Consider the following 25,666-nt stretch of genomic DNA (forward strand, 5'->3'; position numbering starts at 1 on the left):
AAAAGCGATGTTAACCAGCCCAAGTGATTATTCAGATATCGTCTTAAAACTTCACTTTACCTAGCGCTGTAAGTTGTACTTACGCATTTTTTCCACCAGCGTAGTACGTCGCATACCCAGCATGTCCGCCGCTCTTGCTACAACGCCACCCTGCGCTTCTAATGCTTGGCTGATCATATTAACTTCTAAATCAGCCAGCAGCTCTTTCAAATTAACCCCTTCCGGTGGCAGCGCTTGCGGGGCGTTCATGCTGTGATCAAGGTCGTCTTGATCTTCAAAGCTAAAATCTTCAGAGAAGATATCTTGGAATACATCACGCTCTTGCTCTTCCACCGAAACAAATGGATTGCTCTCTGGTTGGAACTCTGGGATGTCACTGTAGCGATATTTGGTTGGTAGATGGTTTACATCCACTAAGCTATTTGGATACAGAATAATCATTCGCTCAACAAGATTAGCCAACTCGCGTACGTTGCCCGGCCAGTTATGCTCCATCAGTGAGTTGATTGCACGAGGTGTAAAACAGATAGGTTGTCCGCCCTCCGCCTCTAAACGTGTCATCAGTTCTTGCAGCAGCAATGGTATATCTTGTTTGCGCTCTTTCAGCGCTGGCATCTCAATCGGAAACACGTTCAGACGATAGAACAAGTCTTCTCGGAACGTGCCTTCTTCAATCATATTTTCTAGATTACGGTGTGTCGCCGCCACAACTCGAACATTTACCTTGATGGTACTATTGCCACCTACACGTTCAAAGCAGCGTTCTTGCAATACACGAAGCAACTTTACTTGCATCGACATTGGCATATCGCCAATCTCATCAAGAAAGATAGTGCCACCGTCTGCGAGCTCAAATCGACCTTTACGGGCAGTTAACGCACCAGTAAACGCGCCTTTTTCGTGACCAAATAATTCGCTTTCTAGGAGCTCAGGCGGTATTGCACCACAGTTAATAGGTACAAATGCGCCATCGCGGTATGAAGAGTGATAGTGGATGTTACGCGCAACAACTTCTTTACCCGTACCGGACTCACCTAAGATCAACACGTTTGCTTCCGTGTTTGATACTTGCTCGATCAGGTGTCGAACTTCTTGAATACCTCTACTTTGACCAACTAAGCTGCGAAAAAGCGTGTTTTTGCGTGCACTAGCAACAACATTCACTCCTTTTCGCCCCAGAAAATCTTTGCAGTGGCGTAACGCTTCACTAAGCTGTGGGTAATTAAGCGGCAGCTCTAGTTCACCAACAAAATTTGGAAGATCATCAACAGGCAAAGGAAAACGGCCCATGACTAGAAGAGGGATGTGGTAAGCGCTGTTTAAATGAGAGATAACCGTACTCGCCGCTTGACCTGCTGGAATATTACCAACAATACAGCACGACCATACGCTAGACCAATCAACATCGCTGAGCTGATCAGAACTGACCGCTTCGCAATTTTCTCCAACAAATTCCAATATATTGCTTAAATTTAAACGACTTGATGCGTCATCATCAATTACAAGCAGCTTTGCCAAACCATGCATAAGTAAGAATGATTGCCTTTATTTTAGGTGCGTTGCGGCCAAACCTTGATTTGCGCAATTGGGTGCTAAAGAAGGCAGAACCACCACACTCAATTTACGATAGACAAAATAGGAAAATCAGCAACAAAAAAGCCATTAGGGCTACTAATGGCTTCTATTTTATTTGAATATAAAAATAAGGCAACCAAGCAATGGAGAGGTGTGAGCTTGATAGAAACTTTGCTACACAACTCGTTGCGCAATTGACAAATATATTCGTCTAGTATCTTAACGCATTGTTTTGACTATTAAATACCAACTTCAGCAGCGGTAAGATTATGAAACTCTGTTGGGATTTGGTCCCAAGCGGACTTGATCTCACGGATAATGTCGATAACGTCGTCGATCAGCTGAGGCTCATTTTGATGGTTAGCAGCAGAAATTTGCGTGATCATAAACTCATACAGTGAATCTAAGTTTGAAGCAATATCACCACCGTCATCCATAGATAGACAGCTGCGTAGCGCGATAATGATGTCTAACGCTTTACCTAAGCGCTCACCTTTTGCTGGAATATTGCCTGCTTGCATGGCTGCTTTACCTTGAATAAGGCGCTCAATCGCACCAGCCATAAGCATTTGAATGACTTTGTGCGGAGAAGCCGCGCTAAGCTGGCTGTCGACTGATACCTTTTTGTATGCTTGCAAAGAACCGCGCATAGTAATCCTCTTTTAAATAAATTTTTTGTACTGCTGAAGTGAACGCTGGCCATAACGAAACTTATGGAGCTCTTTTCCGACCTTTGACGTTTCCGATTGCATCAGCTCGACAATTCTTTTGGTACGAGTTAGCAATGCTTGCCACTCTGCATCCTGCTTAACCAAAGGATTTTGATGAATAATTGGTAACAGGTTTTGCAATAACCGTTCCCTGATATCGACCAAGCGAAGAATTTCTTCAGCATTAAAATCAATTTTTTCTAATTCTTGCGTAATTAGTTGATCTATATCACTAATTTCCATGAGTTCTTTTTGCATTTATTAACCCAACGCACTCATCAAAGCGCCCAACTGGCCCTGCATTTTACCGGTCGCATCTTGCATCGCGGTAAACTTCGCATGAGTACGCTTCTCTAGGCTTTCCATGCGGCGATCTAATGCCGCTTGATCGTCACTCAAACGGTAATTTTGTTCTGTGAGACTTTTTTCTCGAGTACGAATACTGCCTGTAATACCTGTGATACCGTGAATCGCATCTTCTACTCGTTTAGCAAAACCTGTGTTGCCACCGAAGAACTTTTCTAACTCGTTGAAGTTATTGTTCAACTGGCGGTCTAGCATGTCATAGTTAATTTCTAGGGTGCCTTGACGTGTGGTCGTAATGCCAAATTCTGTTAAGGACTTTAGGTTTTCAGGTGCTTTATCGATTCGAGTAGAAAAGACCGATTTTAATCGTGAATCTGCACTGCGTACGGTGCTGTCACCTGACAACGGCCCTTTTTGACCAGTTACCGGATCCACACTCGCCAACGCTTGGGAGGTTTGATAAAACGAGTTATACGCTGCCACAAAGTTTTCGATATCGTTGCGTACACTTTGACGGTCGTACTCGACACCAATTTCAGCAGGCGGTTTATTCGGTTCTGATTTGCCTTTTAGCGTTAAATCAACACCTTCGATCGCATCTTCAATCACATTGTTGTGGCTAGATAGCTTTGCCACTCCATCAAGCAGAACTTCTGAATCTTGCCCTGCTTGTACTTCTGTCATTCCAAGGTATTCTTCAAAAGCAGATTGTGCCTTTGCGATTTTCGCTTCTGCTTCATCAATTTTTTCCAGACGCTCACGTTCTTGAGGATCAAGTTTAGCGCGATGAATTTGCTTAGCTTGCGCTTCGGAAAGTTCACCACGTGCCACTTTTTCGTCTAACGCTTGCTTTTCACTCGCAATTTTTTGCTCGATTTCCGCTTTTTCTTGCTCAAGAAGCTGCTTAGCCTCTTTCGTCGTAACGTAAGAATCGGTTAGGGTGCCCGATGCGGCATTATTCCAGCCTGGTACATCTGGTGCCTTCTCTATTGCCTTTTCGTCGAGTTCGAGCTCTGGTTCTTCATAAGAGTCCAACAAAGTACCTGACGCAGTTTCTGTCCACCCTGGAATTCTGTCTTCAGGGCGTAAACTCGCGCGTCGGTTGGCTTCATCAATGGCTTCTTGACCAGCTTTGGCTGCTTCTGCACCCGCCGCAGAGATTGGCGCTTGCGATGCATCATCTTGTACATCGTCTGCCGCTTTTTGCTCTTCTGGAGGTAGAGGATTGCCGTTTGCATCCAGCTCTTCTGCTGGTTGTTCCGGAAATTTAAGAGGACCTAAGACATCTTCCGCCGCTGAACGAGCTTCTTCAAGCGCGTTGACGCGGTCTTCAAGTGTTTGGTATTCGAAATATTTAAGAGGGTTGCCTTTTTCTGCCTCCACACTGACTCTGATTTGATGATCCTTACCAGAGAGGTTAGAAGCAAGGATAAGGCGTGGACCTTCGACGTCGTTAATAAGAGATGCACGAACGCCAGGGTTATCTTTAGCGCCATTGATGCCACGTACGACATCGATGAGCTTAGATCGGGAACGAACATCGATATTAAAACGCTCATCACCAAGCGAAATCTGCAGCTTACCAGGGCCAAATTTTGCGTCTTCTGGCAATACGTCAGAAGCGACTTTATGGCTCTGAGCAAGCTGCAACACATCGATAGCATATTTGCCAGCGATAGCATCTGTGGTTGCCGTGGCAGATACGATATTGTCATCGGTCGTTTCGACAGTGCGAACGGCAAATGCTTTCTCCTGACGAAAGTTCGCCATGAGATTTTTCATCGTATCCAATGATTCTCTGAGTCGTCCGTAAGCACTGATACTGGCATTAATTGTCGTGCGTTCGTTGTCGATGCGTTGCTGCTTTGGTACGCGTTCGGCATCCACAATTTTGCTGACCATGGAATTAATATCCATGCCGCCAGACATCCCCAAAGGGCCTAAACTCATCAAATCACCTCTAAAAACGACTTACACTTTTTCAGTCAACAACCCGCTGTTGGCTGTGTGCTCAGCTAGGCGACGCAATACCACTAGCATTTCTTCATCAGGAATTTGACGAATCACGTCACCGGTATTGGCTTCATAAATCGTCACCACATCTCGTCCGGATTCTTCATCCACTCGAAATGCGACTCCTTTGTTTATGGACGTGACAAATTCATTCATTTGCGCGACCAATTTTTCACGTTCTTCTTTGTTCAGTTCTTGACGGCTTTCAGCCATCTCGAGCGCAGCTTGAACAGAGAAGTCGTATTCGGTGTTTTTCGCTTTTTGCGGCGAAATCTCACCATTTGAATTTGCTGGGCTAGACGTGCCTATATCATTGCCATTTTTATTTGCAAACTTTGTGCCATTTGGCGTGCCGTAAGGCTGGATGTTCGATGCGTAGGAGGATATATCCATTACAATCTCCCTTCCACCTTATGGGCTAACGATAGAATCTATCGCTTTGGTGCCCCAGCACTAAGGTGTTGACCTCAGGCTGGGTTTACCACTTAGCCCAACAAGCTTAGCGCTGCAGATGGAGACTGCTTCGCTTGAGCCAGGATTGAAGTACTTGCTTGCTGAAGAATTTGCGACTTAGTCATCGCAGTGGTTTCCTTCGCGTAATCAGTATCTTTAATACGGCTTTTAGACGCGTTAACGTTCTCGTTAATGTTGTCTAGGTTGCTGATTGCGTGGTTGAAGCGGTTTTGGAAAGCACCGAGTGAAGCTCGTTGGCTGTCTACGGACTTAAGAGCACCGTCGATAACCGCTACTGCTTCTTGAGAGCCAGCTACTGTGGTTACGTCGATGTCTTTCACTGTTACGTCTTTCGGGCCACCAAAGCCGATCTCGTCTGCTAGGTTGCCAGAAAACTCAACATCACCTTCAACTTTTTGAGAAGAAGCAAATACTTGTAGTTTGCCATCTTCGCCAACAGAGGCTTTTACATCATCGTTTTGACCGTTGATGTATGTCGCTAGCTGCTCAATATCATCGCCTTGCTTAGCGCTGATTGATAGCTCTTTCTCTTCACCCTGCTTGTTGGTGTAGCTCATTTTGAACTCTGTTTTCTCACCAACAGTCCAAGATGCGTCTTTACCCTCTTCTGCTGCGTAGCTCTTACCACCCATTGCTGAAGTGTCTGAGCGTAGGTTACCCATAGAAAGCATCACGGCTTCACCTGAGTCCGCACCGATTTGGAAAGATTGAGTACCGTAAGTACCGTTTAGAAGCTTGTTACCACCGAAAGAGGTAGTTTCAGCAATACGGTTTAGCTCGTCGTTTAGCGCTGTTACTTCTTCTTGGATCGCTACACGTTCTGCTTTTGAGTTAGAGCCGTTCGCCGATTGAAGCGAAAGATCACGCATACGTTGTAGGATGTTGGTAGATTCATTCATTGCACCTTCAGCAACCTGTGCAATAGAAATACCGTCGTTTGCGTTTTTCACTGCCATATCTAGGCCACGGCTTTGTGCATTCAAACGGTTTGAAATCTGTAGACCTGCAGCATCGTCTTTCGCGCTATTGATTTTATAACCCGAAGACAAACGCTCCATAGATTTTTGTTGACCGTCAGCTGCCTGGTTTAGGTAACGCTGTGCAGTCATCGCAGAAACGTTAGTATTAACGTTAATCGCCATAATTGATCTCCTTAAGGCTTTAGTGAATGTACCGTCGTGTCTCTCACCTCACTTAGGTACATCTCATTTCTCTCAGTCCCTTTAACGGCGACCGATGAATATCCTTTAGAAGAAATTTTCAATTTTTTGCGATTATTTTCTTTGGCTTACTGAAATGTGATGAAGCTCTAATGTCGTGATTCGCAGAAATCCTGGGGCCCCAAAAGACAGAAAAAAACCCAGCCGAAGCTGGGTTTACTCGCTCATCTCTCACCACGAGCCAATGAGGTTCTCATCTTAGGTTTGAAATTAACCTAGCAGACTTAGCGCTGAGTTTGGCGCTTGTTTCGCTTGCGCAAGGATTGAGCTTGACGCTTGCGATAGAATTTGTGACTTGGTCATTGCCGTCGTTTCTTTCGCGAAGTCAGTATCTTTGATACGGCTCTTCGACGCATTCACGTTCTCGTTAATGTTGTCCAAATTGCTGATTGCGTGGTTGAAACGGTTCTGGAATGCACCCAGCTCTGCGCGGTGGCTGTCTACGTATTTCAGTGCCGCATCGATGATAGCAACAGATTCTTGTGCGCCACCAACTGAGGTTACGTCGATAGTATCTACCGTTACTTTTTTACCTTCGCCCAAACCTAGCTCACCAGATAGGCCGCCTGAAAACTCGACTTCGCCTTCGACTTTGTTGTTGCCAGCAAAGATTTGCAGTTTACCGTCTTGGTCTACTGAGGCTTTCACTAGGTCAGTTTGACCGTTAATGTAAGTCGCAAGCTCTTCGATATCGTCACCCGCTTTTGCGCTGATGTTGATTTCTTGCTCTTGGCCGTAGCTGTCCGTTAGGTTGATTTTTAGGTCGTTCTTACCTTCAGCAACGTTCCAGTCTTTACCTTTACCACTTTCAGCTTGGTAGCTCACACCGCCCATCATTTTGTTGTCTGAACGCATGTCTTTTAGCTCAAGCATCACTGCTTCACCGTTATCTGCACCGATTTGGAACGATTTCGCACCGTGTGTGCCGTTTAGTAGCTTGTTACCACCGAAAGAAGTGGTTTCTGCGATACGGTTTAGTTCGTCGTTTAGCGCGGTCACTTCTTCTTGAATCGCAACGCGCTCTGCTTTCGAGTTTGAACCGTTTGCTGATTGTAGAGACAAATCACGCATACGTTGAAGAATGTTAGTGGTCTCGTTCATTGCACCTTCAGCAGTTTGTGCAATCGAGATACCGTCGTTCGCGTTGCGAACCGCTACATCCAGACCACGGCTTTGTACGTTCAAACGGTTCGAGATTTGTAGACCCGCAGCGTCATCTTTTGCGCTGTTGATTTTAAAACCTGAAGACAAACGCTCCATAGAAGTTTGTTGAGCTGAGTTTGCGTTGTTTAGGTAACGCTGAGCGGTCATCGCTGATACGTTAGTGTTTACATTCACTGCCATGGTGATTTCTCCAATTGATTTTCCGGTGTAGCGGTTTCCGACGTCTCGGAAAACCAAGTAGTTCTCTCAAAGTTACTTTTATTAACGGCGCATGCCCTGTTTTCTTTAGAGAAAATTTTAGATTTTTTTGAAAATAATTCGTTTGGAGGGGTAATCGTGACAAAGCGGATAAAAAAGCAAAAAAAACTTTCATTTTTCGCTAAAGCTTCTTTTCGAATTGTCGATACAGGCAGGTTTTGCGTTAAATTCGGGCAAGGCCGTTCATCAGCCAAGCAAGGTCAATGCTAGGTTTGGCGCTTGTTTTGCTTGTGCCAGAATAGAAGTACTGACCTGTTGTAAAATCTGTTGCTTCACCATTTGCGTAGTTTCTTTGGCATAGTCAGTGTCTTGGATACGACTGTTGGAAGCGGCTAAGTTTTCGTGGATATTATCTAGATTATTGATCGCGTGATTAAAGCGGTTTTGATACGCGCCTAACTCCGCACGACTGCCATCTACCGTTTTCAAAGCATCATCTAAAATGCCGACCGCCATCTGAGCGCCACCGACCGTGCTAATATCAATACTATCTACCGTTCTATTTACGGTGACATACTTGCCAAGTTCTAACTCATCAGCCAGGCCACCACTGAAGGTTGGTCCAGGGTATTTTATGGCGTCCTTGTGGGACATGAGTAACTGCAGTTGCCCCTCCTCATTAACAGACGCTTTCACTTTATCGGTTTGCCCATTAATGTAAGTCGCGAGTTCTTCTATATCGTCGCCAGCTTTAGCTTCAATACGGATCTCCTGCTCTTCAAAATTGTTATCACGGTAGCTGATAACAATTTCATTATTTCCGTTTTGAACCGTCCAATCTGAACTGACTCTTTGATATGAGCTCATTGAAAAGCTACCTAAAGATTCCGGCTGCATGGTCCGCAGGCCAATTTGTACCGCTTCACCAGCCGTTGCTCCGATTTGAAAAGACGATGTACCGAATGTGCCATTCAGCAATTTACGTCCGCCAAAGGAGGTCGTTTCTGCAATACGACTTAACTCATCATTTAAAGCAGAAACTTCTTCTTGCAGTGCAGTGCGCTCCGCTTTGCTGTTTGAACCATTGGCTGACTGTAGCGACAAATCACGCATACGTTGCATGATATTGGTCACCTCATTCATCGCGCCTTCCGCAGTTTGCATGATGGAAATGCCGTCATTCGCGTTACGTACCGCGACATCCAAACCACGCATTTGTGATTGCAAGCGGTTGGATATTTGCAGACCCGCAGCGTCATCCTTTGCGCTATTAATACGCTTCCCTGAAGACAAACGCTCCATGGATTGATTCAGCATATCCGTTGCACTGGTCAAATGACGCTGTGCGACGAGTGCTGCCACATTGGTATTAACGGTGATAGCCACGAGACACAGACTCCAAATAAATTAAGGCTTTGAGTACTTATCGACCAAGTAACAGAAAAGTTTAGTGTTTTTTTGAAAAGAGATTGGAATAAAAATAGAAAACAAAAGCCCTCCATTGGAGGGCTTAAGAAATGAAGTCTGAGAACTTACTTGATGGCTAGCTCCGCGAGCATTTCTTGCGAAGGAGCGAAGAAGTACGCACCAGTTACCGCTGTTGTGAAACGAAGCATTTGGTCTGTTTTACCATCTGTCACGCCGTACATACTTTCTAGCATCACTTTAATGTTATGAAGTGTATTGCAGTAAGAAATAAACAGCAGGCCATGAGGCCCTGTCACCGTCCCGTATGGTAAGCTGTGGCGAACAATCTTCAAACCTTTACCTTCTTCTTTGATATCAACGCGACCAACGTGTGATGCAGCAGGAACGTCTTCTAGCTCGATAGAGTCTGGCTTGGTACGACCAATCACTTTTTCTTGCGCTTTGACATTCAATCGATTCCAAGCGGCAAGGTTATGTTCAAAGCGCTGAGCCATAACATAACTGCCTCCAGCAAATGGGCCCTCTTTTACTAGAGCCACATCAGCGCGAGCCTCCCCTTTCGGGTTTTCTGTGCCATCAATGAAGTCTGTCATATCACGAGCATCAAGGTAACGGTACCCATATGTTTCGTCCACAATGGTGACATCTTGTGCCGTCTCTTCTAGGAACTTACGCAACACGTAAAAATGCAAGTCGTGACGAGTCGAGTGACAGTGAATCAGTACATCTACGTCTGTTGCTGGAGCAACGATGTCACCTTCGCCAAGTTGAGTAAAATCAATAAGCTCTTCTGGCGCGTCTACATTAAGGTGTTCCCAAAACGATTTTGTGAATGCGATAGAAAGCGTCAGCGCTGCACCCGGCTGGGTAATGTTTAACTCTTCCACCAACTTTGGCAGTGCTTTCAGTTTTTCTAATACGTTTTCACGGTTTTGGTTCACTTTGAGTTGAGTGTACAGTGCAAATGGCCCGGCTTCTGGCACGATCGCCGTTTGAGCTTGTGACATTGAGGTTTCCTCTATTACTTTGCCCCAGAGTGGGAAGTTATTGTTTTTAATTCTTTGAATGCTGCTGTTCATCGTGCGCCAATTGTGGCACATGAAAACAGTCTTTTACCCATCTTCCATTTAGAAGATAGATCATAAACCAAGCTAATAAGGTAATGGTAAGGGCGTTTGCCCAATTAAACACTCCATGTTCTAGGTACACATGATACATGGTCTGAGCAAGTTGAATACCGCACAAGATCAAAGTGATCTCGCGACCATAGCGAGTAATTCTGTTTACCCATCCTCTGTCGGGATGACGAAGCCCCATTAACCACATAAGAAGCAAACTTGGAATGCCCATCGCCAAACCTAAATACAACGTACTTGAATCTGGGTAAACAATAGCGAGTAGCTTACTGCCACTATCACGACTTACACCAGCCATGGCAAACACCACCCATGAACGCACAAGAAACATCCATCCCACCCATAAAATGATCGGCGCCTTTAAAAATCCATGAGCGTCATATTGGTCAAACGAATAGCGCACAACATCTTCTTCTTTATGTGATAAAAACGTCACTTTAACCTATCGTTTCAGAGTTGCAAGCCAACAAAGATGAGAACTGAAGTTCATTTCAGCACCTTACACAGGTAAACTAAACAAAGATTTACAGCGACGTTGATGAGAAACATGAAAAAAAGAACTCCTGCCACCCCTGTGCCTTCTCAAGAAACACAAGCCGAAGCGATGAGAATTGCTAAATCCACGCAAAAGCCCGGCCAAACCAAAGAGCAAACCAAGCTCATCGCTCAAGGTATCGAAAAAGGCATCGCGCAATATAAGAAACAACAAAAAGAGCGCAACCGCCAAGCCGATAAAGCGAAGAAAAAACAGCAACGTGAAAAACAACGTCAGCATGAAGAGATTATCGAACAAGACAATATCACCGACGATGCGCCAAACCATTCATCAAGCAAACTGCCTTGGACACTACTTGTCCTGAGCTGGATTGGCTTTGCTGCTTACATAGTATTGGGGAAATAGCTAATGAAACGCCTGTTACTTGGACTTTTTGTCGTGCTTCTAACGGGTTGCACGATGCCTTCTCATCTTACTCATGCTCAAAGTCAAGATGTTCATATTCGCATTGACGCGCAATTCGACCCTGAGCGATGCGAATACAAAGGCGAAGTTACTGGAAGTGAAGGCCATTGGTATAACTACATTTTCATGACTAATGACGCGATGATGCAAGGCGCGATGAACGATTTAAAAAACAATGCAGCGGCTATCGATGCGGACACCGTTTTTATGGTTTCCCCACAAGATTTTATCACTTCATTTAGCGTACTGGGTTCCGCCTACCGCTGCAATGGATGAGGCCTGAATATGAAAAAAGCCAGCAATTGCTGGCTTATGCACGAAATCCAAGACTGCTAGCGATATCTCTCTCCCGCTCTAGAACCCATTGGCTATCAAAAGGCCCCCAATCTGAAAGTTGATAATAGCCGTCATTATGACGTCGGCCATCTTGAACGAATATGAGTTCAATGCCGATCCCAGGTAACGCCTTGAGTACATCTTGAATAGTACGACGAGGCCACCCCGTTTTTTCGATCAACTTTGGCACATTCGGCCTTTCTAGGTTTTCCACCAACAAGGCCAAATATAGCCGCCTTGCAAAAACAGGACTCAATTCCATTGACACCTCCTAAAATTGTGCTGATTCATTATTTCGTTTTTGCTCAGCGAGGTGTTGCGTTTGATCAATAACTCGACTTTTCCATTTGATTTAGACGAATTTTTATTCGATTTATAGCGCATTCATCGTAAATAAGTTATGTGACATTAGTTATCTCAATCTATCTGAAAATATTTTCCACCGCATTTTGTCAGTTTGATTGCTTCTTGATAGGATGCTTTAACAGCCCAAATCACTTAAGTGCGTCTTAACCGCGCCAGTGAAAAATAGAACAAAGAAAAAGGAAACACTATGTCGATTACCATGTTTGGTATTCCCAACTGCGATACGATCAAAAAAGCCAAGAAATGGTTAGAAGCCGAGGATATTGCTTACGACTTCCATGACTACCGTAAGCAAGGCATTGATGCAGAAATGGTAAGTGAATTTTGTCGCGCTTTAGGTTGGGAACAGGTGCTCAATAAACGTGGCACAACCTACCGCCAATTAGCGCAAGAGCAGAAAGACACACTTAACGAGGAAAACGCCATCGCTCTTTTGGTAGAAAACCCTGCGATGATTAAACGCCCAATTTTAAAAGTGAATGATCAACTTCATATCGGTTTTAAAGCTGATCAATACGCTAGCATTTTCAACTCTTAAATAAAGGAATACTCAAGGATGACAGACAGTCCAGTATTGGCACTTGCTAAAGATCTGATCAGTAGACAGTCCGTAACGCCGGAAGACGCAGGTTGTCAGGATTTGATGATCGAGCGCTTAAAAGCACTCGGGTTTGAAATTGAAGTGATGGTATTTGAAGACACCACGAACTTCTGGGCTCGACGTGGTTCAGAAGCGCCGCTATTTGCGTTTGCTGGCCACACCGATGTGGTACCAGCTGGCAAATTGGAACACTGGAATACACATCCGTTTGAACCGACCATTATTGATGGTTACTTGTATGGCCGCGGCGCAGCTGACATGAAAGGGTCACTCGCCGCTATGGTTGTTGCAGTTGAACGCTTTATCGCCGAAAACCCAGATCACAAAGGCTCAATTGGCTTTTTAATTACGTCAGATGAAGAAGGGCCATTTATCAACGGTACCGTTCGCGTTGTAGAAACGTTGATGGAACGTGGTGAGAACATCGACATGTGTATTGTTGGTGAACCATCCAGCACCGACGTGGTTGGCGATGTAGTGAAAAATGGACGCCGTGGATCCATCACTGGTGATTTAACGGTAAAAGGAACACAAGGTCACGTGGCCTACCCTCACCTAGCCAGCAATCCAGTGCACGAGTCTCTACTCGCGATTCATGAACTCGCGACGACAGAATGGGACAAAGGGAATGATTACTTCCCACCGACCAGTTTCCAGATCCCGAATGTATCGGCTGGCACTGGTGCGTCTAATGTTATTCCTGGCGAGTTCCATGTTCAGTTCAACCTACGTTTTAGTACTGAGCTTAACAATGACGCAATTGTTCAGCGTGTTACCGAAACATTGGACAAGCATGGGCTGGACTACGACCTAAAATGGACATTCAACGGTGACCCATTCCTGACCGATACGGGCGCACTGCTAGACGCAGTTGTAGCTGCTGTGGCCGAAGTCAATGATACGAAGCCAGCGCTACTTACAACTGGCGGTACGTCTGATGGTCGTTTTATTGCTCGAATGGGAGGTCAAGTCGTAGAGTTAGGCCCTGTTAACGCTACGATTCATAAAGTGAACGAGTGTGTGAAAGTCGACGATCTTGAAAAGTTGACGGACATGTACGAAAACACGTTGAAACACCTATTGGCGAAGTAATCAGCGAGAACACAATGACACCAGAGCAACTCACCGGAATCACTGATTCCCATCTTCAATCCACACTAGTGGGGCAAAAGGCATTTATGCTTCACCCTAAAGTAGTCAATGACTTATTGAAGATGATTAATGCCGCAACCGAAGCAGGTTTCAAAATGGAAATCGCCAGTGGTTTTCGTGACTTTAATCGCCAAAAAGCCATCTGGAACGGGAAGTTTTCTGGTGAGTTGCCAATTCTCGACATAAACTCCCGCCCTTTGAATAAAGCAGAGTTAAATGACGAAGAGAAATTGATGGCCATTTTGCGCTGGTCGGCATTGCCCGGAGGAAGTCGTCATCATTGGGGTTGTGATTTTGATGTCTATGCGCGCAATTTATTGCCTGCTGACACCAAACTCAAGTTGGAACCTTGGGAGTATCTTGAAGGCCACCAGCAGGCGTTCTACCAATGGTTAAAAGCCAACCTTGGTCGGTTCGGTTTCTTCTTTCCTTATCAGCACGATTTAGGTGGCGTTTCGATTGAGCCTTGGCACATTAGTCACCGCGCTGTCGGGCAGCAATGCCTCGAGCAGTTGACGCTTGATGTACTCAGCAGCCAGTTGATTAAACAAAATCAGACCAACAACATTGCAGGGATTGACGTCATACTGAATAATTTGGATAACGTCGTTGCCAAATTTATTCACAATATCACGCCGCCGGAGGCTCTATGATAGAAATACTAACCAATCCTTGGGTCATTATTATTGTAGTGTTGAGCGTGGTCATTGGTAATATTGCCGCACTCAAATACACCGCAAAAATGAAGTTTGGTCAGATGGATAAAAGCCGTAAGAACGATTTAGATAAGCTGAACACATTGGATAAACAGCGCTACGCTGAAGAAGATAAAAACAAAAACGAGCCTCGTTAGTTACTCACCAGCTTCATCTCGACACATTTAATCTAAACATCAAAAAAGGGACCACTAGGTCCCTTTTCTATCATTAAGTAAACACGCCGCGTTAAGCTCGCTTTGTTTACTGCTTCACTGTTGCAGCCAATACAGGCGCTAGTGATTTCAAAAACTCTTCTTCTACTGGCTTGCCAGAGGAGTCGGTGATATTGATAGACGTACGGTTGCCTAAATCACCAAGTAAGAATGTGTACTTACCAGCGGCTAACTCCACTGGTTTAACGCCGATATCGTTCCAGAATTCATCATCCGGAGACGCATATTTCGCAGTGATTGTGCCCTGAGACTGGCTACGCTCTTCAATCTTAAAGCCCATCTTAGGTAGAATATTAGGCAGACGCTGCCAAAGCATGTTGTATTGCGCACGCGCGATAATCACAGGAAGTCCGCTGCGGTCTTTACCCATTGTGATTGGGATCTGTTTAACCAACTCTTGCGCTTTACGCTGTGCTTCTTCACGCACTTCTTGATCGTAGCGAGCGGTGACCAAGTTCGTCATGAACACATTGTAGCGCTCACGGTTGGTCGCCGTTACTTCTTTCACTTGATTGCCTTCACGCCAGTCAATAAGGCTAACCTTAAAGCCGTGTCGACCATTTGCTTCAGCGCGTACGATTTCATATCGGCTGCCAATTTCTAGCTCTTCATCTGGCGAATCCCAAGTCACCCATCCTGTCTCGATGCGAGAGTCTGTTTGGCTTTCAACTGGAATCTCGTTAGCCGCGACCATGTTTTGCACCGTTTGCCAAACTTTATCTAGTTCATCTTTACGAAGTAGCCAAAGTGTCACTTCACCATCACTACTGCGGTCTAGACGTGCACCGGGAATAAGCTCTAGGACTTGTTGAGGTGGACGAATGTCGACATCTTTACCGACACCACCAGCGTAGTTACCCTGAGGGATCTCGTAGTTAGGGTAAAACTGAGGCTGTGCACCCTGTGGGACATTCCACTCACCCAAATTGGGGGAGTTCAAATACTCGAAGTCATCTTTTGCTTGACGACGTTGATTGGCACCACCTGAACAGGCAGTCAATACGAATACAGCTAATGAACTTAACACTAACTGGCTTGAAAGCTTCATCTATACTCCTAAAACACCGAGGGCGCTTTGGCCCCCAGTATGAACTTCAATCCTAGTAACTCAATCTTAATAAATATGGGCGTCTGTTAGCGCCTGCTCGACGATCGGCTGCGATTTTTCAGAAAGCGTAGTTAAAGGAAGACGCAAACCACCTTCTTCAATCAAACCAAGCTTTTGCGCTGCCCATTTTACTGGGATAGGGCTTGCTTCGATGAAAAGGTTTTTGTGTAGAGTCATCAAGCGTTGGTTAATCGCTTCTGCTTCTTCGTACTTACCTTCACTTGCCAAATGGAACATGTCTGCCATGTCTTTAGCTGCAATATTGTTCGTTACCGAGATAACACCATTGCCGCCAAGTTTCACAAAATCCAGCCCTGTCGCATCATCGCCACTTAGTAAGATAAAATCTTCGCCACAAAGTTCACGATGAATTGCAATTCGTTCCAAATCGCCCGTTGCATCTTTTAGAGCTACGATATTATCAAGCTTTGACAAGCGTGCCACTGTTTCTGGCTGCATATCAACAGCTGTACGACCTGGTACGTTGTACAAAATTAGAGGCACATCACTCGCTTCGGCAATTGCTTTGTAATGTAGAAACAAACCCTCTTGAGTTGGTTTGTTGTAATACGGTGTCACACTCAGGAAGCCAGCAATACCAGAATCAGCCAGTAATTTGCTAAATGTTACTGCCTCATGGGTTGCATTTGCACCCGTGCCAGCAATCACAGGGATGCGACCGTCGGCAAACTCAACAGTTTTATTAACGACCTTCACATGCTCTTCAATGGTCAGTGTCGCTGACTCACCTGTTGTGCCTACTGCCACAATACCGTCTGTACCCGCTTCAACGTGGTACTCTACTAGCTTTTGCAGACCATCAAAGTCTACTTCGCCATCTGCTTTGAATGGCGTAATCAGCGCTACGATACTTCCTGAAAACATGTTTATCTCCCTCATTTAACTCTTTCTGCATGGTACTGTAATGCGATTGAAAAACACAAGAGCGTAAACTCGCTTACAAAGTACAAATGAATGAATAATTATCAGTTGTTAGAGGTCTAGCAACTTAATTGCTCTATTTGGTTTGATTAACGGCAATATTGATAATCGTGTTGGGCTTTCGAGTGACTTTAGAATCTATCAGTGATTTGGAAAATACTGAAGAGCACAAGCAAGGAAAATATACTCTTTGGTCTTGTTAGCCAAGTCAGATCTAAGTGAATAAAACGGCCAGACAATAGGCAAGCACATCATGCAAACGTTTTGTTTATCCTGTAGCCTGCATTTACTGTTTATTTCCCACCGCTCCCCTCAACATCCTCCTGCTTTTTATAGACTAAAAAAGAACTGGCTCGATATTTCTTCGCAATATCTGTGCTAACATCTCTCTATTGAAGAAAGGACAAGAAGCTCATTTATGAAGCAACATCTGGTACTTACAGCAGTTGGAACGGACCGTCCAGGCATTTGTAACCAAGTCGTACAGCTCGTTACTCAAGCTGGTTGTAACATAGTCGATAGCCGTATCGCTATCTTTGGCAGCGAATTTACGCTGATCATGCTCCTGACTGGGAACGCCAGCAGCGTGACTCGAGTTGAAACGCAATTGCCCCTGCTTGGCCAAGAACATGACCTTATTACGATCATGAAACGCACAGCGGCGCACGAACTGCTCGATAACAGCTACACCATGGAAGTGTTTATTGAGTCTGAAGACCGCCCTGGGCTAACTGAAAAATTTACTAAGTTCTTCGCTGATCAGCAGATTGGTTTAGACTCTCTTAGCGCGCAAACCATCAGCAAGTCGAAAATTCAACTCGATTCTGACCAGTTTCATATTGCGATTACTGCATCTGTAAGCGCGGATTTTAATTTGATGCAGTTACAAGAAGACTTCGATGAACTTTGTAAGTCGCTCAACGTACAAGGTTCTCTGAATTTCATTAAAAACACACTATAAAGTAAAGGAAATCAAAATGAATACGCTGACAGCAGGCTCGCCAGCGCCAGCCTTCTCTTTGCTCGACCAAGACGGAAATACCGTTTCTCTTGAAGACTTTAAAGGCAAGAAAGTACTTTTCTACTTTTACCCTAAGGCGATGACGCCGGGTTGTACTACACAAGCAAAAGGCCTTCGTGACATCAAAGCTGAACTCGATGCACATAACGTGGTGGTACTCGGCGTAAGCATCGATCCTGTAAAGCGCCTAGGCAAGTTCATCGAGCGCGATGATTTAAACTTCACTCTGCTTTCCGATGAAGATCATGCCGTTGCTGACCAGTTCGGCGTTTGGGGCGAAAAGAAATTCATGGGCAAAGTATACGACGGTCTTCACCGCATTAGCTTTCTGATCAATGAAGAAGGCGTGATCGAACATGTGTTCAACAAGTTCAAAACCAAAGATCACCACGAAGTCGTATTAAACTACTTAAACGAAAACGCTTAAACGCTATTGTTTTTCTACAAACAAAAAGCCCAGCAAACTGCTGGGCTTTCTTTTAACCATTGTACCTTTGGTAACAACTACTCTTGTTCGACAGGTTCGTTTTCTTCCGTGCTTGGTAATGCATGCCATACGGCTTTGACTAATGTCGCTAAAGGAATGGCGAAGAACACCCCCCAAAAACCCCATAGCCCACCAAAGACTAATACAGCCACAATGATAGCAACTGGGTGTAAGTTTACTGCCTCGGAAAACAGAACAGGAACCAAGACGTTACCATCAAGCGCCTGGATAATACCGTAAGCAAGCAACAACCAATAAAACGGAGGCGTTAAACCCCATTGGAACAAACCAACGATAGCAACAGGTACAGTAACAGCCGCCGCACCGATATAAGGAATCAAAACCGATAGACCAACGGCTACGGCAAGCAACGCCGAGTAACGAAGATCTAAAAGGGCAAAAGTTACGTAGCTCACACCGCCCACGATTAAAATCTCTAACACTTTACCGCGAATGTAATTTGATATCTGCTCGTTCATTTCATGCCAAACTTTATTCGCCAATTTACGGTTTTTCGGCAGAATACCGCTTGCGATTCGCAGCATTTCTTCTTTGTCTTTAAGCAAAAAGAAGATAAGGAGTGGCACTAAGATCAAATATACCGCTAGCGTTGCAATGCTAACTAATGAAGCAAGCGACCCTTTGACGACACTTTCACCCAGCCCCAGTGCTTGGTTTTTGGCGTTCGTCACCACGGTTTCTACTATTTCTAAATTGGCTAGTTCAGGATGGCGCTCTGGCAATGTGACAATAAACTTTTGTAGCCCGTTGTACATGTTCGGAATATCGTTAATTAGATTACCGACCTGAGTCCAAATCGTCGGAACCAAGCCAAACAACGCAATTAACATTAACCCGACAAAGACCAAGATCACGATAATAACCGACAAAGTGCGCGGCACGCCCATACGACACATTTTGACAACTGGCCATTCAAGTAGATAAGCCAAAACGATCGCGACAAGTAATGGCGCAATCAAGTGTCCAAAGAAGTAAATGGTGATAAAGCCAAACAGCAAGATCGCGACGAGACTTACTGCGTGAGGGTCAGAGAAACGTCGTTTATACCAACGACTAACCATTTCAAACATCTTATGAGGATTCCTTATTGAAGACAGTCAATGTGTAGTGCTCTGATGTAGATTGGCAATCAACAGAGTACCCTTGGGCACTAAGATAGTTCACAATGTCTCGTTTAGAGCTGTTGTCCACCACTTGAATGACAAGTTGATGATACTGCTTTGCTTCTCCTTGAAAGACCTCAGCAGCATGACGCTTTGCAAGTAACAGTGCCATAGGACAACGTTGCTCACGCAAATCAAGTAACATGGATTCCATTGTATTGCTCTGCACTTATGATAGGGTTGTATTGTAACGGCTTTTTGAGCTGGTGCTAGCACTTCTGACATGATTTAACCACATGCTGAAAGAGCTCGGATATAAAATAATTTACGAAACCAATTCATTTATTTCCGGTCTTACTGTTAGCTTATATCCTCACGGATAACCAAAACGTATGTGGCGCTGTTAATAGGCTCTCGACCTGTAACCACATGCTTATGTATTTTGGAGAACCTTTTAAACGTATGTTAAAACGCACTCGCTCGCTAGTTTGCTTATGTCTTGCTGCTGCCATCAGTTCGCCGACAACTTATGCCAATAGCATTGACTTGCCAGACATTGGCACAGCTGCTGGTGGCACGCTTTCAATAGACCAAGAGTTGATTTATGGCGACGCCTATATGCGTATGCTCAGAGCCAGTAAACCTATCGTTAATGACCCTGTCATCAATGAATATATTGACTCTCTTGGGCACAAATTAGTGGCCAATGCGAATGATGTAAAAACGCCGTTCCACTTCTTTATGATTCGCGACCGTAATATCAACGCGTTCGCGTTTTTTGGTGGCTATGTAGCACTGCATTCTGGGTTGTTTCTTCATGCTCGTTCAGAAAGTGAGCTGGCCTCTGTTGTCGCTCACGAGATAGCGCACGTCACACAACGTCATCTTGCTCGGAGTATGGAAGAACAAGCACGCCGCTCTCCGGCCACATTAGCCGCACTTGCGGGGGCACTACTGCTTTCAATTGCCTCACCCGAAGCGGGGATGGCTGCAATTACAGCAGCAACCGCGGGCAACATGCAAAGTCAAATCAACTACACTCGTGCAAACGAAAAAGAAGCGGATCGCTTTGGTATTTCGACACTAGCAAAAGCCGGTTTTGATGTTCAAGCAATGCCAAGGTTTTTTGGCCGTCTTGCTGATGAGTATCGTTATGCGAGTAAACCGCCACCAATGCTCCTGACTCACCCTCTGCCTGAAGATCGAATTACCGATAGCCGTGCGCGAGCAAGAACCTATCCTCCAATGCGTGTTGTGCCTTCAATAAACTATCATCTAGCTCGCGCGCGCATTGTCGCTCGTTACGCTGGCATTGATGGACAAGCCGCCCTGAGCTGGTTTGAGAGAACCCAAAAGAAAGCCTCTGCGGACATTACACCTGCTTTTGATTATGGTCGAGCACTCGTGCATTTAGACAATAAACGCCTATCTCAAGCGGAACCAATTTTGAAAAAGTTACTGGAACAAGACCCAAGTAACCCGTTTTACTTGGACGCTATGACGGATTTATACATCGAGAAGAAGCAGCCAGAAAAAGCAACCGAGATGCTCCGCAAAGCGTTATCTCGGAACCCTCAAAATAAAGTATTGACCATTAACTACGCCAATGCGCTACTTGAGGACAATAAAAACGATCAAGCCACGCGAGTTCTTCAAAGATACACTCATGACTATCCTGAAGATACAAATGGCTGGCACCTAATATCGAAGAGCTACCACGCGCTAGGACGTAGTGATGAAGAGTTGGCTGCGCGAGCGGAAATTTTGGCGTTGCGAGCAAACTGGAATAAAGCGATTCAATATTATAGTGAAGCAAGTAAAATGGCCAAGTTGGGCAGCTTAGAGCAAGCTCGATACGATGCCCGTATTGACCAACTCATGATCCAAAGAGATCGATTCATGGCATTACAATAACGAAATGGAGAAAACCATGTCAGTCGTGATTTATCACAACCCTCGTTGCTCAAAGAGTCGTCAAACACTTGAACTGCTTGAGCAAAATGGTGTTACACCGGAAGTCGTCAAATACCTAGACACACCACTTAACGTAGATGAGCTAAAAGCGCTGTACGCACAACTTGGCTTTTCATCTGTACGTGAAATGATGCGCACCAAAGAAAGCGAATACAAAGAACTTGGCCTAGGCGAAGACTCTGTTAGCGATGAGCAATTGTTCGAAGCAATGGCGAAAAATCCAAAATTATTTGAGCGTCCGGTGGTAGTTGCCAACGGCAAAGCGAAAATTGGTCGACCACCAGAGCAAGTGTTGGATATTCTATAAATGGATTGCCAGATCCTTATTTTGTATTTCAGCCGTCACGGCTCAACAAAACAACTGGCAAGACAGATAGCAAGAGGAGTCGAATCGACTCCTCAATGCCAAGCAATTTTGCGTACAGTTGAAGAATTGTCACCTCACTCACACTCCCCTTCTGATCCAATTGTTACTCTAGAGGAACTGAAAACGTGCGACGGTCTAGCGTTTGGCAGTCCCGTCTGGTTTGGCAACATGGCTGCGCCTTTAAAGCACTTCTGGGATCAGACTACATCTTTATGGGTCAGTGGTGACTTAATCGATAAGCCAGCTTGTGTCTTTACCTCTTCCTCTTCGATGCATGGTGGTCAAGAAACAACGTTACAAAGCATGATGACCCCTTTATTGCATCACGGGATGATGGTTTTGGGCATTCCTTATGCCGAACCAGAGCTACACACTACGCAGTCCGGAGGCACTCCGTATGGCGCCAGCAGTGTAGGCCATGAGGCAACCCTCAGCAGTGAAGAGATTCGTCTGGCACAACAATTAGGCAAAAGGCTGGCAACTGCAGCGTTAAAACTAAAAGTCTGTTAGTAAAATCAAGGATAGTTAATCGATGTCTGACTCTTTAGACCAAACACCACTCGGTACACAGGCTAAAACCTATCGTTACCTGGCTTTATTTGGCAACTTAGCCTTATTGGCCTGGGTCGCTATTTGGCAGCTTGCGTTGTCCCCTCACCCTCACCTCAGCAGCACAACACTTGCTATTGCTTGGTGTATTCCGCTATTACTTCCGTTGCCTGGTATTTTGGCTGGTAAGCCTTACACTCATGCTTGGGCTAACTTTGTTCTTATGCTGTATTTCTTGCATGCTCTGACCATCCTTTATGTGGATGGGGGTGAACGCTGGCTTGCGGCAGTGGAACTGATACTGACTTCACTCGGTTTCGCTGGTAATATTTTGTTTGCTAGAGCGAGAGGCAAAGAGCTAGGTCTTAAGTTGAAACGCCTCTCTCAAGTAGAAAAAGAAGAAAAAGCGAAATTCAATAAATAACGCCAATCGCAGTCAATCACTGATCATTGGTTCGAATACGAATTTAGAAAACAAAAAGAGTCGCTATTGCGACTCTTTTTTATGCTTACCACATTGGTCTTTGATCCTTGCGTTTCACGCCTGGAACGCTACCAAGGAGATTACGATGCCGAGCGCCACTCGTAGATCAAGTCATACTGTTCTCGGACAGGCTCCACAATCATCGGCTGAGTTGGCTGTGTTTCGTCACTTGCTTCTGCCACAATATCTACTGGTACTTCAGGCTGCGCTTCTTTTGGCGTCGCGGCGTCTTTTGCTTCATTACTCTGAACCAATGGCTCTTCTTCTTGAGTTGAAGCTGGGGCATCAACTTCACCTAAAGGATCTTCAAAAACCATTAATTGAGAAATAGAAGAAGCTTCTTTCTCAAAAGCTTGTTGTGATGCCAAAAGGTGGATGTTGAGCGTTAACTCGTCCCCTTGAACACGCTTAATCTCTGTACCCGCAACCGAATTAAGTTGTTTTAACGCATTCTCTAAACGGAAGAAGTCCGTTGCAGAGGTTACATTAAGGACTTTCACTGCTAGCGCTTTTGAAGACTTTCCTGAAACCACAACTGCACTCTTACTTGCATAGTAGTCTGCGATGCCATCCACCATTTCTGCAATAGCATTAGCACCTGATGCAGACCCGCTACGCGGAGAACGTTGCGCTTCTACAATTCTCGTTGGCGACTGGTCGTAGAGTGTCCAACGAATTTGTTCACCTTGAGCTCGTACAACCAAAACGGCGTCAGCTGGGTAGCGCTGGCTGGCTTGACCAATTGGCTCAATAAAGCCGCCCCAAAGATCAGAGACATTAACACCGGTTACATCATCAAAATCCCCAACCGGGATAGTGATTGGTAGGCCTCTTAGTTTCGCTGCGCTACGAAGTGCTGCAACATTTGAAGATTCAGAATGTTCCCACGCAATGTTACGATCGTAACCCTGTTCTTCAACCATCCAAACTAAAATATTGGCACGATTTGGCGACCAAGATGGCAATTGTGCTTGTGTTAAAAGAGAGCTGATTTGGTCGTTGTTAAACAACATTTTTAAGCTCGCTTTTCCATCAACCTGTCCATAGCTCAGTTGAGAAATGTAACGCGCACTTGAGCTAAGTGCCTTTTTAATCACTGGATTGCTTAAAGAGGATTGAGAACCGGTCGCTCGAACAATCACATCCTGCATACCTTGTTGACGAGCCAAAGACTCACCGTCGTTCTGCTCACTGTCGATAACCACTTCGGCACGATAGATATCCACCTGAGTTAATGCATATACTGGTAGGGACAACCAACCTATCAGTAAGAGAGCTAAATAGCGCATAGTTTTTATAATCCTCTGAACAAGAACCCGAATAATAAGCAACTATCAAATCTTGAGCAAGGTAAGTACTGAGTAAATTGTCTGTATTATGACCAGCTTTGTTAACTCGGGCCTCAACCAGCGCTTCAGTGCTATTTTTTATAATAAACTCATTGCTTATTAAGCTATCTCAACAAGTTAGGCTGTCCATTTTTCATCTTCACGCAAGACACGTAAAAGAGGACAATTTGCAAGCAAGCAACTCTCAAAAGTGCTATTTATGGGAAAAATTCAATCGAAAGTTTGATCTATGCAACATTGCAAACGATTGCAGGATGATAGTATTCGCCGGATTTGTCTGCGTATCTTGAAAATAGGGAATTATTATGAAAAACGCGTTACAAGGCGCTCAAATGCTCTTTGTCGCTTTTGGTGCTTTGGTGCTTGTGCCGCTCCTAACTGGCCTTGATCCAAACGTAGCCCTCTTTGGTGCCGGTGTCGGTACTCTCCTCTTCCAATTAATGACTAAACGTTCTGTTCCCATCTTCCTTGCCTCTTCTTTTGCGTTTATTGCTCCTATTATGTTCGGTATCCAAACTTGGGGTATCGGTGCAACAATGGGCGGCTTGATGGCAGCGGGCTTAGTTTATGTGGCTCTAGGGGCGATGATCAAAGTGCGCGGTGTTGGATTTATCCATAAAATTCTCCCGCCCGTTGTCGTTGGCCCTGTGATCATGGTTATCGGCCTTGGCCTTGCCCCAACAGCAGTGAACATGGCGGTAGGTAAAACTGGTGATGGAGCGGCACAGCTAGTTAATGGTGATGCTGCGATCATTATCTCGGCGGTCTCACTGCTCACAACCATTGTACTCAGCGTTTTTGCAAAAGGCTTTTTGAAGCTCGTTCCTATTGTTGGTGGTATTCTTGCTGGTTACTCTGTTTCTCTATTCTACGGTGTGGTTGATTTCACTCCCGTAGAACAAGCGGCTTGGCTAGCCATGCCAAACTTCACCGCGCCAGAGTTCAATATCAACGCAATTTTGTTCATGATTCCTGTCGCTATCGCACCTGCGGTTGAGCACGTAGGTGACATGCTTGCTATCTCAAACGTTACAGGTAAAAACTACCTGAAAAAACCAGGCCTTCACCGCACAATCGCAGGTGACGGGGTGGCAACTATCGCAGCTTCGATGGTGGGTGCTCCACCAAACACCACTTACAGTGAAGTAACAGGAGCGGTAATGCTAACCAAAGCATTTAACCCTGTGATCATGACTTGGGCAGCAATCACCGCAATCGTACTTGCATTGGTAGGTAAGCTAGGTGCGGTTCTTCAAACGATTCCAGTTCCTGTTATGGGCGGCATCATGATTCTGCTGTTCGGCTCCATCGCAACGGTAGGCCTCAACACACTGATCAAGAATAACGTTGATTTACATAAGTCTCGTAACCTAGTGATTGTTGCCGTAACACTTGTGTTTGGCATTGGTGGTATGGCTTTCGGTATTGGTGAGTTCAGTCTACAAGGTGTGAGCCTATGCGGTATCGTGGCAATTATTCTTAACCTTGTGCTACCAAACGATTTAGGTGAAAACCACGTTGTGGATAACGCGCAAATGGAAGAAGAAAGCGCGAAATAGTTCGTTTGCGCCGCTTTATTAGTTGGCGTGTCTTACTCTTCTCCTCTTGTAGATGTAAATTACCACCTTCTAAAGAAGGTGGCTTTGTGTGAGCCCCCTAAAAGGGGGCCTTTGTTTAGTCCAGCGCCAAT

At 45.1% G+C, this 25,666-nt stretch carries 30 protein-coding genes; 13 read left to right on the top strand and 17 right to left on the bottom strand.

What is annotated here, in order from left to right; all coding sequences use genetic code 11:
- Nucleotides 1–60: 60 nt before the first annotated feature.
- From R7Q48_RS08660 to R7Q48_RS08710, 11 genes are all read right to left on the bottom strand, one after another.
- A complete protein-coding gene (locus R7Q48_RS08660) occupies nt 61–1,527 on the bottom strand; it encodes a sigma-54 dependent transcriptional regulator (protein WP_005384490.1) in 1,467 nt (488 codons plus the stop codon).
- Between the two features lie 287 nt (nt 1,528–1,814).
- The gene (fliS, locus tag R7Q48_RS08665; protein WP_005380457.1) at nt 1,815–2,225 is read right to left on the bottom strand and encodes a flagellar export chaperone FliS; all 411 of its coding nucleotides are present in this window, start codon (nt 2,223–2,225) and stop codon (nt 1,815–1,817) included.
- Nucleotides 2,226–2,237: 12 nt separating this feature from the next.
- On the bottom strand, nt 2,238–2,543 hold the full coding sequence (locus R7Q48_RS08670) for a flagellar protein FliT (protein WP_005380456.1): 306 nt from the start codon (nt 2,541–2,543) through the stop codon (nt 2,238–2,240).
- Between the two features lie 3 nt (nt 2,544–2,546).
- On the bottom strand, nt 2,547–4,541 hold the full coding sequence (fliD, locus tag R7Q48_RS08675; protein WP_154205107.1) for a flagellar filament capping protein FliD: 1,995 nt from the start codon (nt 4,539–4,541) through the stop codon (nt 2,547–2,549).
- Nucleotides 4,542–4,562: 21 nt separating this feature from the next.
- Nucleotides 4,563–4,997 carry a flagellar protein FlaG gene (gene flaG, locus R7Q48_RS08680; RefSeq protein WP_005380451.1) on the bottom strand — a complete coding sequence of 145 codons (435 nt, stop codon included), beginning with the start codon at nt 4,995–4,997 and terminating at the stop codon, nt 4,563–4,565.
- A gap of 92 nt (nt 4,998–5,089) precedes the next feature.
- A complete protein-coding gene (locus tag R7Q48_RS08685) occupies nt 5,090–6,220 on the bottom strand; it encodes a flagellin (protein WP_005380449.1) in 1,131 nt (376 codons plus the stop codon).
- A gap of 288 nt (nt 6,221–6,508) precedes the next feature.
- Nucleotides 6,509–7,642 (bottom strand): flagellin, encoded by a 1,134-nt coding sequence (locus R7Q48_RS08690; protein ID WP_005380447.1) that lies wholly within the window; start codon nt 7,640–7,642, stop codon nt 6,509–6,511.
- On the bottom strand, nt 7,633–7,914 hold the full coding sequence (locus R7Q48_RS08695) for a hypothetical protein (RefSeq protein ID WP_318132256.1): 282 nt from the start codon (nt 7,912–7,914) through the stop codon (nt 7,633–7,635). Before R7Q48_RS08695 ends, R7Q48_RS08690 begins: the two co-directional genes overlap by 10 nt.
- Nucleotides 7,907–9,046 (bottom strand): flagellin, encoded by a 1,140-nt coding sequence (locus R7Q48_RS08700; protein ID WP_005380443.1) that lies wholly within the window; start codon nt 9,044–9,046, stop codon nt 7,907–7,909. Before R7Q48_RS08700 ends, R7Q48_RS08695 begins: the two co-directional genes overlap by 8 nt.
- A gap of 146 nt (nt 9,047–9,192) precedes the next feature.
- Nucleotides 9,193–10,095: a Dyp-type peroxidase gene (locus tag R7Q48_RS08705; protein WP_005387715.1), complete on the bottom strand. Its 903-nt coding sequence runs from the start codon at nt 10,093–10,095 to the stop codon at nt 9,193–9,195.
- 46 nt (nt 10,096–10,141) lie between these two features.
- A complete protein-coding gene (locus R7Q48_RS08710; RefSeq protein WP_025768263.1) occupies nt 10,142–10,627 on the bottom strand; it encodes a DUF2919 domain-containing protein in 486 nt (161 codons plus the stop codon).
- A 144-nt stretch (nt 10,628–10,771) separates the two neighbouring features.
- Here R7Q48_RS08710 and R7Q48_RS08715 point away from each other — a divergent pair, with 144 nt between their 5' ends.
- Together R7Q48_RS08715 and R7Q48_RS08720 are read left to right on the top strand one after the other, a co-directional pair.
- Entirely contained in the window at nt 10,772–11,125 is a 354-nt protein-coding gene (locus tag R7Q48_RS08715; protein ID WP_005380437.1) for a DUF2956 domain-containing protein, read from the top strand.
- A 3-nt stretch (nt 11,126–11,128) separates the two neighbouring features.
- A complete protein-coding gene (locus R7Q48_RS08720) occupies nt 11,129–11,461 on the top strand; it encodes a DUF4156 domain-containing protein (protein ID WP_005380435.1) in 333 nt (110 codons plus the stop codon).
- A gap of 34 nt (nt 11,462–11,495) precedes the next feature.
- Here R7Q48_RS08720 and R7Q48_RS08725 read toward each other — a convergent pair whose 3' ends face one another.
- Nucleotides 11,496–11,783 (bottom strand): winged helix-turn-helix domain-containing protein, encoded by a 288-nt coding sequence (locus R7Q48_RS08725; protein WP_005380433.1) that lies wholly within the window; start codon nt 11,781–11,783, stop codon nt 11,496–11,498.
- A gap of 291 nt (nt 11,784–12,074) precedes the next feature.
- Between R7Q48_RS08725 and R7Q48_RS08730 the strand changes: the two genes are divergently transcribed.
- From R7Q48_RS08730 to R7Q48_RS08745, 4 genes are read left to right on the top strand one after another with little or no spacing between them, the layout of a single operon-like run.
- The gene (locus tag R7Q48_RS08730; protein ID WP_005380431.1) at nt 12,075–12,425 is read left to right on the top strand and encodes an ArsC family reductase; all 351 of its coding nucleotides are present in this window, start codon (nt 12,075–12,077) and stop codon (nt 12,423–12,425) included.
- 18 nt (nt 12,426–12,443) lie between these two features.
- Nucleotides 12,444–13,580 carry a succinyl-diaminopimelate desuccinylase gene (gene dapE / locus R7Q48_RS08735; protein WP_318132257.1) on the top strand — a complete coding sequence of 379 codons (1,137 nt, stop codon included), beginning with the start codon at nt 12,444–12,446 and terminating at the stop codon, nt 13,578–13,580.
- A 14-nt stretch (nt 13,581–13,594) separates the two neighbouring features.
- Complete coding sequence (locus R7Q48_RS08740) at nt 13,595–14,293, top strand: M15 family metallopeptidase (RefSeq protein ID WP_318132258.1); 699 nt, start codon at nt 13,595–13,597, stop codon at nt 14,291–14,293.
- Nucleotides 14,290–14,493 carry a DUF2897 family protein gene (locus R7Q48_RS08745; RefSeq protein ID WP_005380425.1) on the top strand — a complete coding sequence of 68 codons (204 nt, stop codon included), beginning with the start codon at nt 14,290–14,292 and terminating at the stop codon, nt 14,491–14,493. The genes R7Q48_RS08740 and R7Q48_RS08745 overlap by 4 nt, the downstream gene beginning before the upstream one ends.
- A 106-nt stretch (nt 14,494–14,599) precedes the next feature.
- On the opposite strand, the gene bamC is transcribed toward R7Q48_RS08745, so the two are convergent.
- Together bamC and dapA are read right to left on the bottom strand one after the other, a co-directional pair.
- Entirely contained in the window at nt 14,600–15,619 is a 1,020-nt protein-coding gene (bamC, locus tag R7Q48_RS08750) for an outer membrane protein assembly factor BamC (RefSeq protein WP_005380424.1), read from the bottom strand.
- Nucleotides 15,620–15,685: 66 nt separating this feature from the next.
- A complete protein-coding gene (gene dapA, locus R7Q48_RS08755; RefSeq protein WP_005380422.1) occupies nt 15,686–16,564 on the bottom strand; it encodes a 4-hydroxy-tetrahydrodipicolinate synthase in 879 nt (292 codons plus the stop codon).
- Nucleotides 16,565–17,039: 475 nt separating this feature from the next.
- On the opposite strand from dapA, the gene R7Q48_RS08760 reads away from it, so the two are divergent.
- Both R7Q48_RS08760 and bcp read left to right on the top strand, forming a co-directional pair.
- Nucleotides 17,040–17,582: a glycine cleavage system protein R gene (locus R7Q48_RS08760; protein ID WP_005380420.1), complete on the top strand. Its 543-nt coding sequence runs from the start codon at nt 17,040–17,042 to the stop codon at nt 17,580–17,582.
- 16 nt (nt 17,583–17,598) lie between these two features.
- On the top strand, nt 17,599–18,069 hold the full coding sequence (gene bcp, locus R7Q48_RS08765; protein ID WP_005380418.1) for a thioredoxin-dependent thiol peroxidase: 471 nt from the start codon (nt 17,599–17,601) through the stop codon (nt 18,067–18,069).
- 77 nt (nt 18,070–18,146) lie between these two features.
- Here bcp and R7Q48_RS08770 read toward each other — a convergent pair whose 3' ends face one another.
- A complete protein-coding gene (locus tag R7Q48_RS08770) occupies nt 18,147–19,220 on the bottom strand; it encodes an AI-2E family transporter (RefSeq protein WP_005389843.1) in 1,074 nt (357 codons plus the stop codon).
- 1 nt (nt 19,221) lies between these two features.
- The gene (locus R7Q48_RS08775; RefSeq protein ID WP_165439040.1) at nt 19,222–19,458 is read right to left on the bottom strand and encodes a sulfurtransferase TusA family protein; all 237 of its coding nucleotides are present in this window, start codon (nt 19,456–19,458) and stop codon (nt 19,222–19,224) included.
- A gap of 257 nt (nt 19,459–19,715) precedes the next feature.
- On the opposite strand from R7Q48_RS08775, the gene R7Q48_RS08780 reads away from it, so the two are divergent.
- The 4 genes from R7Q48_RS08780 to R7Q48_RS08795 are packed head-to-tail and all read left to right on the top strand — an operon-like array spanning nt 19,716 to nt 22,567.
- Nucleotides 19,716–21,167, top strand: coding sequence for a tetratricopeptide repeat protein (locus R7Q48_RS08780; protein ID WP_213867008.1), 1,452 nt, complete (start codon nt 19,716–19,718; stop codon nt 21,165–21,167).
- 16 nt (nt 21,168–21,183) lie between these two features.
- Complete coding sequence (gene arsC / locus R7Q48_RS08785; protein ID WP_005380410.1) at nt 21,184–21,534, top strand: arsenate reductase (glutaredoxin); 351 nt, start codon at nt 21,184–21,186, stop codon at nt 21,532–21,534.
- A complete protein-coding gene (gene wrbA, locus R7Q48_RS08790; protein WP_012841512.1) occupies nt 21,535–22,104 on the top strand; it encodes an NAD(P)H:quinone oxidoreductase in 570 nt (189 codons plus the stop codon).
- A gap of 22 nt (nt 22,105–22,126) precedes the next feature.
- Nucleotides 22,127–22,567, top strand: a complete 441-nt coding sequence (locus R7Q48_RS08795; RefSeq protein WP_005380407.1) for a DUF2069 domain-containing protein — start codon at nt 22,127–22,129, stop codon at nt 22,565–22,567.
- 140 nt (nt 22,568–22,707) lie between these two features.
- On the opposite strand, the gene R7Q48_RS08800 is transcribed toward R7Q48_RS08795, so the two are convergent.
- Nucleotides 22,708–23,916, bottom strand: coding sequence for a DUF2066 domain-containing protein (locus R7Q48_RS08800; protein ID WP_151515044.1), 1,209 nt, complete (start codon nt 23,914–23,916; stop codon nt 22,708–22,710).
- A gap of 365 nt (nt 23,917–24,281) precedes the next feature.
- Here R7Q48_RS08800 and R7Q48_RS08805 point away from each other — a divergent pair, with 365 nt between their 5' ends.
- Nucleotides 24,282–25,535 (top strand): uracil-xanthine permease family protein, encoded by a 1,254-nt coding sequence (locus tag R7Q48_RS08805; protein WP_005389855.1) that lies wholly within the window; start codon nt 24,282–24,284, stop codon nt 25,533–25,535.
- The last annotated feature ends 131 nt before the right edge of the window (nt 25,536–25,666 follow it).

The organism is Vibrio sp. 378 (genome assembly GCF_033339435.1).